The sequence below is a fragment of the Bacillus sp. ISL-7 genome, assembly GCF_018613065.1.
The window spans coordinates 76,918-90,107 of record NZ_JAGGQW010000057.1 but is presented as its reverse complement, the minus strand read 5'-3'; the positions used below and the strand labels follow the sequence as shown (position 1 = coordinate 90,107).

11 protein-coding genes are annotated in these 13,190 nt (G+C 38.3%); 8 read left to right on the top strand and 3 right to left on the bottom strand.

Annotated elements, in window-relative coordinates; translation table 11 throughout:
- Positions 1-145: 145 nt before the first annotated feature.
- The gene (locus J7E66_RS23690) at positions 146-1,318 is read right to left on the bottom strand and encodes a glycoside hydrolase family 18 protein (RefSeq protein WP_215004360.1); all 1,173 of its coding nucleotides are present in this window, start codon (positions 1,316-1,318) and stop codon (positions 146-148) included.
- Positions 1,319-1,522: 204 nt separating this feature from the next.
- On the opposite strand from J7E66_RS23690, the gene trhO reads away from it, so the two are divergent.
- Together trhO and pepF are read left to right on the top strand one after the other, a co-directional pair.
- Positions 1,523-2,482 carry an oxygen-dependent tRNA uridine(34) hydroxylase TrhO gene (trhO, locus tag J7E66_RS23685; protein WP_215004358.1) on the top strand — a complete coding sequence of 320 codons (960 nt, stop codon included), beginning with the start codon at positions 1,523-1,525 and terminating at the stop codon, positions 2,480-2,482.
- 151 nt (positions 2,483-2,633) lie between these two features.
- Entirely contained in the window at positions 2,634-4,421 is a 1,788-nt protein-coding gene (gene pepF / locus J7E66_RS23680) for an oligoendopeptidase F (protein ID WP_215004356.1), read from the top strand.
- Between the two features lie 104 nt (positions 4,422-4,525).
- On the opposite strand, the gene J7E66_RS23675 is transcribed toward pepF, so the two are convergent.
- Positions 4,526-6,070, bottom strand: a complete 1,545-nt coding sequence (locus J7E66_RS23675) for a glycosyltransferase family 2 protein (RefSeq protein ID WP_215004354.1) — start codon at positions 6,068-6,070, stop codon at positions 4,526-4,528.
- Between the two features lie 235 nt (positions 6,071-6,305).
- Between J7E66_RS23675 and J7E66_RS23670 the strand changes: the two genes are divergently transcribed.
- From J7E66_RS23670 to J7E66_RS23650, 5 genes are read left to right on the top strand one after another with little or no spacing between them, the layout of a single operon-like run.
- A complete protein-coding gene (locus J7E66_RS23670; protein WP_215004352.1) occupies positions 6,306-7,223 on the top strand; it encodes a hypothetical protein in 918 nt (305 codons plus the stop codon).
- 26 nt (positions 7,224-7,249) lie between these two features.
- A complete protein-coding gene (locus tag J7E66_RS23665; RefSeq protein WP_215004350.1) occupies positions 7,250-7,888 on the top strand; it encodes a DUF4129 domain-containing protein in 639 nt (212 codons plus the stop codon).
- Positions 7,885-9,006, top strand: coding sequence for a DUF4350 domain-containing protein (locus J7E66_RS23660; RefSeq protein WP_215004348.1), 1,122 nt, complete (start codon positions 7,885-7,887; stop codon positions 9,004-9,006). Before J7E66_RS23665 ends, J7E66_RS23660 begins: the two co-directional genes overlap by 4 nt.
- A complete protein-coding gene (locus J7E66_RS23655; RefSeq protein ID WP_215004345.1) occupies positions 9,003-9,932 on the top strand; it encodes an AAA family ATPase in 930 nt (309 codons plus the stop codon). Before J7E66_RS23660 ends, J7E66_RS23655 begins: the two co-directional genes overlap by 4 nt.
- Complete coding sequence (locus J7E66_RS23650) at positions 9,883-11,241, top strand: DUF58 domain-containing protein (protein WP_215004343.1); 1,359 nt, start codon at positions 9,883-9,885, stop codon at positions 11,239-11,241. The genes J7E66_RS23655 and J7E66_RS23650 overlap by 50 nt, the downstream gene beginning before the upstream one ends.
- Here the strand turns inward: J7E66_RS23650 and J7E66_RS23645 are convergent.
- Entirely contained in the window at positions 11,222-12,193 is a 972-nt protein-coding gene (locus J7E66_RS23645; RefSeq protein WP_215004341.1) for a stage II sporulation protein M, read from the bottom strand. The two genes, J7E66_RS23650 and J7E66_RS23645, sit on opposite strands and share 20 nt — an antisense overlap.
- A gap of 115 nt (positions 12,194-12,308) precedes the next feature.
- On the opposite strand from J7E66_RS23645, the gene J7E66_RS23640 reads away from it, so the two are divergent.
- A complete protein-coding gene (locus J7E66_RS23640; RefSeq protein ID WP_215004339.1) occupies positions 12,309-13,112 on the top strand; it encodes an RDD family protein in 804 nt (267 codons plus the stop codon).
- The last annotated feature ends 78 nt before the right edge of the window (positions 13,113-13,190 follow it).

The following is a 13,190-nucleotide window of genomic DNA, read 5'->3' as shown; positions in this document are numbered from 1 at the left end:
AAAAAATGAAGAAAAAGTAGCCAATTGAAGTTATTGGTTAATGTCGACAGGCTCCACTTCTATAAACGATTGCAAATGAAGCTCACCTTTCATGTTAAAAGGCTGTTCCCTCCAAAAATCGAGAGAACAGCCTTTTATAATTATATTAGTAACCTTTTGCTGTATAGTATTTTACTGGTTCTTTACTTGAATTCTTTAATTCTGTAAAAATTGTCCCTGTCAGACTATGTGACCCTTGTGCATCATGACCAATTTCCCACATCATCATGCCGCCAAAGCCGTGATCGAGGGCCAGACGTGTTTTTTTTATCATCGTAACACCGCCATTATAATGATAGGTCGTACCATTCATTTGAACAGTGTCCCTTCCAGCATTGGCAGGATTATTATTAATTATTGCTGCAAAGGATACTTGTTTGATTTTAGGATCTTCCGGTTGGGCGTAAGACGGGACGCCCAATACTAATTTTTCCTTTGAAAGTTTCTGAGTTTCAAATAGCTTTGTCCAATAGTTTACGATTTTCTCTGTATATGGATAGGGCGATAAATTTGCGGCATTGTAACTGCCGTCATACTGACCATCATACGCCATAATATTAACATGGTCTACCGTTTTGAACATAGATGGATCATACTGAATAGCAGCTACTTCCGTTAACGTCTCCGCATTAATCTTTGAATAAACAGCAATAGATAGCTCTTTCTTTTTTGGATGAAGCTGGGCACTTAACTCTTTCGCAAATGCAGAGAGATTTTGTGCATCCTCTGTTGAACGAGGATGTTCAAAATCGATATCAATCCCATCCAGCTTTTCACGGACTGCGATATTAGTAAGCTCTTTAACTAGCTTTGCTCTAGATTTAGGATCAGAGATCGCCGGTTTAAAATAATTATAGGATTCTCCGCCCTTGATGTGGTACCATCCACCAATCGCCAGCATCACTTTCGTGTCATGCTTTTTTGCATTTTTAACAACAGCTCTAAGGTTTTTTAAAGCTGAATCACCATTATATAAAATTCCTCCATCCTTAGTAGGATGAAAAAAGGAGAAAATGACATGTGTGAATTTGGAATAATCAACCATGTTTGGATCACGAAAATCCTGAACATAGCCGATCAGCACCTTTGATGATGCCTTTTTCAATTTAGGGAGTTCTTTTGAATTTGGCTTAATGGCCGATTTAGGTGCATCTTCTAATATTAGCGTATTGGGACGATCTTGCTTTTCACTATTTTTAGTGTAAATGACTCCAGTTAGTATTCCTCCAATGAAGGTCACCGCAATTACCAGACCAAGGAGGAGATGACGTTTATTCATAGATGGTGTTCCTCCTTATTATTTCTTACATAAAAAATTGTAACAGAAAAGCGAGGAAGAAAGGTTGGTAATATCAACCTATGTAGGTGCAGTAGCCTTCGGAAAGTGAAATAATTTGAATTTATTTGTTGGTTTTTGCTATAATTATAAGGTTAATGTTGAAAACTAAGTATTTTATATATATAAAATTATAAGGTGGTAACCATGAATCAAGACTATAGAGTGTTATTGTATTATAAATATGTCTCAATAGAGAATCCTGAAGAAGTGACCCAGGAACATCTTAACTACTGTAATGAACTAGGTCTCAAAGGTCGAATTATCATTGCGGCGGAAGGGATTAATGGAACGGTGTCAGGCACTATTGATCAAACTGACGCTTACATGAAATATATGGATGAGCATCCACTTTTTGCAGGAACTATTTTTAAAATTGATGAAGTGTCCGAGCATGCTTTCAAAAAAATGAAGGTACGGTTTAGACCAGAGCTTGTTACTTTCCGTTTGGAAGATGACGTGAACCCCAATTTGCAAACCGGTAAGCATTTGAAACCAAAAGAATTCTTTGCGGAAATGCAAAAGGAAGATACCGTTGTCATTGATGCCCGAAATGATTATGAATATGATTTAGGTCATTTTAGAGGGGCTGTAAGACCGGATATACTTAACTTCCGTGACCTCCCACAATGGATAAGAGAAAATAAGCAGGAGTTTGAAGGCAAAAAGATTCTTACCTATTGTACGGGTGGCATTCGTTGTGAAAAATTCTCAGGCTGGTTATTGAAAGAAGGCTTTGAGGATGTATCGCAACTGGAGGGCGGAATTGTTACCTACGGAAAAGACCCAGAAGTTAAAGGGGATTTATGGGATGGTCAGCTCTATGTCTTTGATGAGCGAATAAGTGTTCCTGTTAACCAAAAAGAGCATGTAATTGTTGGGAAGGATTATTACACTGGTGAGCCTTGCGAGCGCTATGTAAATTGTGCCAACCCAGCATGTAATCGAAAAATCCTTTGCTCTGAAGAAAACGAGCACAAACACTTACGAAGCTGTTCGCATGAGTGCCGGGTTCATCCACGCAACCGTTATGTTGCACAGCACGGTTTAAGCGAAGATGAGGTAAAAGAAAGATTAGCGGTGATTGAGAAAGAATTAACCCTATAAGTATTATTTAAGAAGTAGGTCAAAAATAATGGCCTGCTTTTTTTGTTCTTCTTTTTTAAGGTTTGCGAATAGGAATTTAAGAATAGATTTATTATGATAGAGAGTATAAGCTGATTGTAATTTTTTACATTGAGAGGAGCGGATTGGACAAATGGTAACCTATACCAATCGAAAAGAAGTCCCAGCACATGAAAAGTGGAACTTAACTGATATCTATTCGGATATCAAGAAATGGGAGGAAGATTATCTGCTAATTGAAAAGATGGCAGCTAACCTAAAACATTATGATGGAACGATTCAAGACGGACACTCACTTTACCAATATCTTAAGCAAAGAGAAGAGTTATCTTTTCTATTCAACAAAGTTTATGCCTATGCCATGTTGAGTGTAGATGAAAATACAAGGGATACCCAGGCACAGTCCCACTTGGACAGAGCAAAACAACTGAGTGTTAAGGTTAGTGCTGCTACCTCTTTCTTTATGCCTTATTTATTAAGCCTAGATGAAGAAACATTAAAAGCATACATATCAGCAGAAAAGGAGCTAGAATACTTTGCAGAGGATTTATGGGAGTCGTTTCGATACAAGCAGCATGTATTAACCAAGGAACAGGAAGCAGTTCTCTCACAACTAGGTGAAGCACTCTCGGCCCCAGGAAATATCTTTGGAATGATGAATAACGCTGATATTAAGTTTGGGGAAGTAACCAGTGATAACGGGGAACGGGTGGAATTAACAAGGGGCATGTATTCAAAATTAATCGAAGAAAAAGATCGTGAAAAGCGAAGAGAGGCCTATAAGGCGTATTATCAACCATACTTGCAATTGAAAAATTCGATTGCCGCCACCCTATCCGCCGCCATTAAAAATAATGTGACAACTGCTAAAATCCGTCAATATCCTTCTGCATTAGAAAAGGCATTATTTGGGGATAAGGTACCCAAAGAGGTCTATAAGAATCTAATCAAAACAACCAAACAAAATATCGGTCCGCTCCATCAATATTCACGCATCCGCAAGGAAAAGTTGGAGCTAGATGAACTACGTCAATATGATATGAGTGTCCCGCTTATCAGTGGAGTCAAACAGGTGATTTCATATGATGAAGCCTATGACACGATGTGTAAGGCTTTAGCTCCACTCGGAGAGGATTACATCAATATCCTGAAGGAGTTTAAAAACGCTTGTTATCTAGATGTCAGAGAAACACCCGGGAAGCGGTCAGGTGCCTACAATCTTGGTGTCTATGGGGTCCATCCCTATATCCTTTTAAATCATCAGGATGATTTGGACAGTTTATTCACATTGGTACATGAATGCGGGCATGGTGTCCACAGCCGGCTGAGTTCGCAGTACCAGCCACAGATTACAGCTCGTTACAGCATCTTTGTGGCCGAAGTGGCATCAACCGTCAATGAAGTTCTGCTAATTAACTATTTACTTAACAATGAGAAAGATCCTGATGTTCGAAAACATTTAGTTAATCATTTTATCGATCAATTTAAGGGGACATTTTTCACACAAGTCATGTTTGCCGAGTTTGAGATGAAGACCCATGAAATGGCTGAAAAGGGGCTGCCTTTAAATGTGGAAGTATTTAATCAAACCTATGAGACACTATTCCGCGAATACAACGGGGATGAGGTTGTCTTTGATGAGGAAGTAAAATTTGGATGGTCAAGAATCCCTCATTTCTACCGCCCATTTTATGTTTACAAGTATGCCACAGGATTTGCATCTGCGATTCATTTGGCGACTAAGATTCTTGAAGGCGACCAAGAAACGCTAACTTCCTATTTGGAATTCTTAAAGAGCGGTAGTTCGGATTACCCGCTTGAACTGTTAAAAAAGACCGGCGTCGACCTAACTACTCCATATCCAATTGAAAATTCAATGAAACGGTTCGGAGAATTAGTAGAAGAATTCTCGCGATTGTAAAAATAACTACTCCAAAAAAACCCATGTTCTTCCTAATGGAGACAACATGGGTCTTTTTCTAGTGCTTAATAATAAAGTTTAAAGGGACAGTAACCACTGTCACTTTATTTTATGGAAGATATTTTTAAGCCAACGTTCGAGTAGGTGGTATTGTAAAAAGTAAAATCACGATTCTTATATTGATATTGGTTCTTACTTTGGATCTGTTTTCTGATGTTAATTTTTAAATAATCATTGAAACGTAGAAAGATAGCATAATTTGATGACGGATAATGGTTTAGTAGCTCTAAATCCAATTCTAATATCCCATTCCCACTCTTATCAATGTTCACAGGCAGGGAAGATTCAAGCAGACCATTGTTTGTATCACGAATTAGTCCATGTGTGAGTGAATCCAGATGATCACCAAATATCTTAAATTTGAGATAATATTTATTCTTATCAACATATTCTTCTTCAAAAGTCGAATGCATTGGAATTCTTATATATTTGTATGGTTCTTCTAGAAAGGGGACAACAACATAGGGAAGATTATCTTTAATGATAACATCCTTTATTTTTTCATTCTTATCCCATGCAAAAAGGTTCTCAAGTTGCTTATATTTTCGATCAGTGTACAAGTTATATACGACTTTGTTCATTGGTTGAAAGAATTCCCCTGAAAACTCATAATTTAACTTTTTCGTTGTTTTTAACACTTGATTAAACTTATAGTAATAGACGCGCTTAAGCCTTGTTTTTTGAAAATGAGGTGTAGTGAAAAATCTCGTAATTGAATCAAATTCATATAATCGATTTAAAACCATCTTCTTTTTTTCTATTTCTAAATTCTTGTTGATAATATGGTTAATCACTTTAAGATTACAATTTGTCTTTTGGATAATGTTGGTCTGATTTGACAAACGAGTGTTTTGATTATCGATTCGATTCAAATAATAAATTGGATGTTGCGTCGTGGAAATTGACTGACAATGCGTTAAAACGTCAATGAAAAATTGTTTATCTTCAGCAAATTTCATTTCAGGAAAAAAAATCTGATTGTCTTTTATTACACTCGTTTTTATCATTCGTGCCCTGGGTCCTAAATGATGAAAGATATGTGGAATCGAAAATGGTGATTCACTTCTTCTTTCTTTACATGATTCATGCTCTCCGATAATAACTGTCTTACCTTTTGCTTGAATCTGAATGGTTTTCCCAACTGCATAATCATCACTTGTTTCCTCTAAAATGGTCGATAATACTTCGAGTCCATTGGGTTCAAGCCAATCATCGGCATCCAAAAAAGTCATATATTTGGAGCTAGCCAATTGAATACCGATATTACGCGGACGGCCAGGTGTACCAGTATTTCTTTTAAGAAAAACGACAATGATGTTATCAAATTTTGAAGAGTATTCTAATAAAATATCTCTTGAGGAATCGGTAGAACCATCATCGATTAATATATATTCGAAATTTTCCATGCGAAGGGTTTGATTTAGGACAGAGTTAATCGTTTTTCTCAGATATTTTTCAGCATTATAAACGGGGGTAATGACAGAAACTAATGTAGGATTCCGCTGGGTGTTTAATTTTTGATCAACGATATAATATCCTTCAGCGTTATAATTCATTACTTGCTGCTTTTGTTTCCATTTCCATAGCATGTTTTATACCTCAGCTTTCTGTCCCTCTTTTTCTTACATTTACTAATATGTAAAATGCAAAACCATTATTTATTCTTTGACAAAAATTACAATATTATTCGAAAAACAGATCGCCCACGTAAATTACTTTGGAAGCAGTCCATAATTTACGTTCTTTGACAACTTTTCACACTAAATATATCTGAATAATGTTAAAATAATTCTTATTGATAATTATTCTAGGAGGATATTACCAGTGGATAAAAAGTTTTCTAGCCCAAAAGGTTTTGGAGAAATACTCGATCATACTTTTCATTTAACTAAAAATCGCTTTAAGGACTTGTTTATGATTTTATTGATTTTCATGGGACCGGTTTACTTGCTTCAAGCGATACTCCAACTCATGGCTGGAACCAGTTTTTTTCGAGAGGTTGGCAGCGATGGTGCTTGGTTTGAGCAAATATTTACGAGCTTTGAAGAATCAGGGACCTTCGATTCCAGCAGTTTGAGCGCAGACATCGGATTAATCGTAGTTGGCTTGATTAGTGCCATTTTGGCACCTGTTGCGGAGGCAGCGATCCTATTTACTATCAATCATGTTCGAAAAAATGAAGCATATACCGTTGGTTCCGTAATTAAAAAAGCCTTTTCAAGATTTTGGCCCATGATTGGCAGCAGTATCTTATTCTTTCTTATTACTATGGGGATTATCATTATTCCACTCGCGATCGTCGGAGTCACCGGTGGTGTGGTTGCGACGACAGTGAATCCGGTTTTAGGGATCCTTCTAGGAGTTGTCCTATTTCTGGGGTTTGCTCTTGGAATTGGACTATTATTAACCCGCTGGAGCTTTTATTTTGGCTCTGTCGTACTGGATAAGGATTCACCTGGTTTTGGAAGAAGCTGGAGATTGTCAAGGAAGCGTACATGGGTGTTGATGGGTCTCTATATCGTGTTTTATTTTATTATTTCAAGTATCAGCTTTGGTGTCCAAGTAACGTTTGGAATGGTTTTAGGTAATAGCGTGTTGTTAACCTTAATTTCAAACCTTGTCACTTTAGTTACGACAATGATTTTCTCCGTGGGCTATGGGGTTATGTATCTTGATTTAAAAACAAGACACGATGCGGATGATATCAAAGAGATGCTAGAAGACTATAAGACTGTTCAATAAAAAACCTATTATGTTAGGTGATGATTATGTTAGATGCAAACAAGGCACGCGATGACCTTGAAGAAATATTAAAAACAAAAGAATATACAGTTTATTACGAATCAAAGGGTTTCATTGCAACATGGTGGGATCAAGTCAAAGAATGGATCGCAGCACAGCTAGAAAAATTGTTTCCTGCCATCGATTTAGCAAGCGGAGCTTCCGGTCCGATTCTTATTTCAATCATTGTGGTTATCATCATCCTGTTAGCTTTATCTACTTTTTTTCTCATCCGTCATACTCGCCGAACTCGGCTCCTTCGCAAACAAAAGCCGCTTCAATCGATGAAGGAAATGAATTGGACGTATCAAAAACATCTGGAAGAGGCAGAAATACAAGAGGCGTTAGGAGCATATACACTTTCCACCCGCCATTTGTTTTTAGCACTGCTTCTTTACTTTCATGAAAAGTCATTGCTGGAGGCTAGAATTTGGAAAACGAATTGGGAATATTACGATGAACTAAGGAAAGTAGATTCAGAAAAGGCAGAACTCTTTTTTAAGCTTGCACACTTCTTTGAGGAAGTGACCTATGGGGAACGCAACGTACAGAAAGAAGAATACTCCCAGTTTCATTATGAAGCAAGAAAAGTACTGGGCGATACAGGGGAGGAGAATATTTTATGAAATCTCTTTCCAAAATACGCACATGGATCGGGCTGGTGCTCCTGCTCAGTTTATTTCTAGTCTTCAGCTATTTTAGTTATTCGCCTAAACCGCAAGTTTTCCCAGCATATGTTACTGATTCACCTTCGCCGACTGGTGTGAAGGCATTTTATACATATGTAAAAAAAGATAATGCAGGGGAAATCTGGAGTCATTCACCAGATTTACTAAAAGCAACTGCTGACCACCAATTACTAGTTATGGCTGAACCAGCTTTTATTCCTGAAAAGGAAGAAATGAACGCTTATATCAATTTTATGAAGGCTGGAAACACCATCTTGTTATTACAAAACGATCCACAAGGGATGTTTGACGTAAAAGCAGTATCAGTTGACACACAAGAAACAATGAAGGTTTACACTCAAGGTCATACTTCTTATCGTGCTCAAATCGATTCAGTCATCCGTTTGCAGACCAAGAAGGAAGATGAAGTATTACTATATGATGAGGCTGGTCCCATTGCGGTTAAACAATCATATGGAAATGGTCATTTAATTGTGGCGATAACCCCTAGGTGGATGACAAATGGGGATCTATTAAAAAAAGACCATTTACGACTTCTTCTCTATCTGATCAATGAAGGGTCCACGGACACGATTCTGTTTGATGAATACATTCATGGTGGAGAAAATGCGTCTACTTTTTTGAATGTGTACCCGATGTGGTTTTTACTCCTTGTTTTGCAAGGGGGACTATTGATGATTCTCTGGTTATGGTCAAAGGGGAAGCGTTTCGGACCTATTTTCGTCCCAAGGGAAGAGTCGGTTCGTTATAGTGATGAGGGAATTCAAGCAGTTGCTGCCTGGTTTCTCCGCGGCAAACGCTATCGTGATTCAATAATCATCCAAGCAGACTATGTCAAACTGCTTCTCCAGGAACGATGGCAAATTCCATATAATCGGGAATGGAAGGATTTATCGAGTTATTTTGAAAGAAAATGGACTAAAGTGCCTGCAAATGAGATTAGACCTTTTCTTTTAGGGTTAGTAAACATCCTCGAAAAAGAAAAAATCACAAAACAGGAATACTTATTATGGTCGAAAAAGCTTGAGCTATTAAGGAGAGAGGTTGAAGAATGAAAACAGAATTAACATCCTTTTTGGAAAAATATGAGGAGAGGATTTTAGGTCAGAGTCTAAATTTAAGACTCCTTTTATCCGCTATTTTAGCAGGAGGGCATGTCCTTCTAGAAGGAGTGCCTGGCACCGGAAAAACTCAAATGGTACGTACTCTAGCGAATCTTTTAGGAGGTACCTTTAACCGGATCCAGTTTACACCTGACTTATTGCCAAGTGATATTACCGGAAGCACGATTTACAATATGAAGGAAAACACTTTTCAAACGTTAAAGGGACCAATTTTTACAAATATCCTTTTAGCTGATGAAATAAATCGGACACCCGCAAAGACCCAGGCTGCCCTTTTAGAAGCAATGGAAGAAAAACAGGTGACGATCCAAGGTGAAACGTATGCGTTACCCGAGGTGTTTTTTGTGGTCGCCACTCAAAATCCGATTGAATTTGAAGGCACCTACCCGCTCCCAGAAGCACAGCAGGATCGATTCCTTTTTAAACTGAGAATTGAATTTCCAAGCTATGAGGACGAGAAAAATGTCTTAAAACAAGTAATTGAAAACAGCTTTGACGAAAAGGTTGTTTCAACCATCTTAGAAATGGAAGATTTTTTAAGGATTAGAAAAGAAATCGAAAAAGTTACTGTTAGTGAGAATGTATTAGATTACATAATGAAAGTTGTCAGAAAAACGCGTGATGCAGATGCCATCCGATTTGGTGCCAGTACCCGAGCCGGAATATCGATAGGAAAAGCAGCGCAAGCATGGGCCTACCTTTCAGGACGGGATTATGTGACGCCAGACGATATCAAAATAGTCGCCAAACCGGCCCTGCGCCATCGCATTCAGTTATCCCCGCATGTAGAATTGGAGGGAGCAACCGTTGACCAAATCATTGAAGAGCTGGTGGGCTCGGTTCCTGTTCCAAGATAGAGGGATTTTACCAACTAAACGATTACTGCTAGTTTTCCTAATCCTATCATTAGGTTTAGGTCTCGGTACGATCTGGGAAATTCCTTGGGGTTTCGTTATTTCTGCAAATATCATTGTACTTTTCATCAGTCTAGTGGATTTGTTTTTTTCTCCAAAAAAGAAGCAACTCTTCTTTCAACGATTGATGGCGGAAGAGTTTGAAAGAGGAATTTCATATACAGTAAAGATTGAGGTTCAGAATGACTCTCCTTATCCGTTTTCATACCGCATGGTCGATGGTTTGCCGCAGACCTTTGAAAGACCGTTTCCTATCATTGGATCAATATCTAAGGAATCAACGGTCGAGATTTCATATAGTACGAGTGCGTTGATGCGGGGAAAATATGAAATCAAGAAGCTTTATTTTCGATATGCGAGTTTGCTGGGTTTGTGGGAAAAGCAAGTGACCGTTGAATTAGCGGATTCTGTGAAAGTCATTCCTGATTTAACCGAGACCAAACAGTATTTAGAAAATGCACAGAAGTATTTGGTTTACGAAGGGTTAAAGATTCGGAGACAGCGAAGTGGAGTTGGCGAATTTTCCAAGATTAGAAATTATGTCGTCGGGGATGATCCGCGTAAAATCAACTGGCGCCAAACAGCGAAGCTTCGTGAAGTGATGACGAATGAATATGAACCGGAGCATGGAAAGTATATTACGATCTTAATGGATTGCGGAAGAATGATGGGGGCAGAATTATCGAAGGGGAATCGCTTAGAAAAAGCATTAGAAGCTGCATTAACCGTTACAGCAGCAGCACTCCAAAAGGGAGATTATGTGTCGGTACTTGCCTTTTCAAAGGACATAAAAGTCTTTGTGCCCCCTGCCAAAGGGATAGCCCATCTACAGACCATCCTTCAAGCAATCTATTCATTAAAAGTGGATGCAGCTGAGTCTAATTATGCTGCCATCCTGCAATATTTAGAAATGGTTCAAAAGAAACGAGGTCTGCTCCTATTATTTAGTGATGTCCGCACCTTTCTTCATGAGGAAAGTGAACTTATGCTATTAAGACGTCTAAGACAACGGCATTTATTTTTAATGATTGGAATTGAGGATCAGACACTTTTAAGAAGAGTCAAAGAGGAGCCGAATACGGTCCAAGCAGCGATGCGAAAAAGTATTGCACAGCAGCAAATTCTTGTTAAGAAAAGAGAAAAAATCAAATGGGAAAAACAAGGCCTCCAAATGATTGAGGCCCGTGAGGAAAAGTTGGCGATTACAGCTGTTTCGCATTATATTGACATTATCAATCAGAATCTTTTATAACCTTTGTAAGTTTTAGCTTTCCAATCACAATATAAAGAAGCAACCCGATTACCGTTAAGAAAGCAATAATATACTTTGCTTCTAATGAAATATCTGCTGGTGTGATAAACCCTTCAATGATGCCAGCAATAACAAACAAAGGAATCGTTCCAAGCAGAAGTTGAACAGAGCGCATCGCCTGCTGCTTTAATTGAAAACTCCTTGAATATTGCCCTGGGACAAACAGCTTATAGCCCATTAAAAGACCAGCTCCTCCAGCAATAAATATGGCTGTAAGCTCAATCATCCCATGGGGAACAATAAATGCCCAAAAGTCATACGATTTACTGTGATGCCAGAATAGGGCAGCGAGCGCACCAATGATGATGCCATTGTAGACCATCAAATAAACGGTCACAAGCCCAAATGTAATACCACCGGCAAAAGCAAAGATCGCGACCTTGATATTATTTGTCATAATGCTTGCCGACATGAGGGATGAGTCCACCGCATCATGGCCCTTCCCAAGTTGTTCCGGGTCCACACCTTTAGCGATTTCCGCTGGGAGTATGGAATAGATATGCAGAGGGTCATTCATGACTGAAAGAAAGCTCCCCAAAGCACCAATCATAAATAAGATCATTGCAAACATGACAAATTTCCATTGCTCTAATAAGAGCCCAATAAATTTTTCACTAAAAAAATGACGGATTTGTTTGAAGCTTGATACCTGGTCTTTATACAATAGATTATGTGATTTAGCTACAAGTCCGTTCAAATATTGGGTGACTTCATCATTAGGAAAATAAGTTTGACTGTAGGAAAGATGTTGGGCCGCCTTTTGATAGAGACGATGGTATTGAGTGATTCGGTCACCAGTTATATTATTTCTGTGCTTGCTTATCGTTGTGATTAACTGTTCGAGCTGTTTCCATTCTTCACGATGTATTTTTACAAATTGTTTTACATTCATCCTGACACCTACTTTAATGGGCCTATGTATTAATTTTGTCTTTATTCTCCTTATTATAGGAATATTGTAGAAAAATAGAAATAGAAATAATCAACCATGTGACAGGGGGAAGCTTATGAATGAAGATCATGTAGATATAAAAACACCCGAATTCGTGTCGATTCAGTTTCAAATCGCTGGTTTAGGAAGCAGGTCTGCAGCCTTTATCATTGACCAGTTATTATTAATGGCTTTTAACATTTTGTCCTTGATTGTCCTTTTTTTCATCCTGGACGGGATGTCAAAAATGGAATTTGTTTTGATCGGGAATTCACTGCCTATTGCAATAACGATTATCATGTTGTTTCTCGTTAATTGGGGCTACTTTTTTGCGTTTGAGTTTTTCTCGGGGGGGAGAACGCTTGGGAAGAAGTTAATGGGAATCCGGGTCATTCAGGAAAACGGTCATAGCATCACGTTGCTTTCCAGCTTTATCCGGAATCTGATCCGAATCATTGATTCCTTGCCGACAGCTTATTTTCTAGGTATTATTATGATCTTTTTCCATTCTAAACATAAACGGCTCGGCGATCTTGTCGCTGGGACGATTGTCGTTCATGAGCGCAAGGTAAAACGGAATAAGAAACAATCACCTCTCGAAGAAGAAATCAACAACAGAGGGCTTACCAAGGAAGATCTCACTATTGATGAATGGACGCTAAAATCATTGGGAATAAAGGATTGGAAGCTCGTCAGTACATATGCCAGCCGTTTTCAGCAAATCCCATTAGTTGAAAGAAAACAACTAACGGAACAAATCGCCTTACTGTTATTTCCGAAAATCGGACTGGATCCGGCAGGGGAAAAAACTTCTGATCTCGAAAACACCCTTCTTGTCCTTTATTTAATTCTAAAGGATGAATGGGAGTTTGAACTGTGAGAATCAATATAAAACCACGGAAAAAGTAATGCATTCGTACCTGCATTGCTTTTTTTCGTGTAGTAATTTTATAGAAAA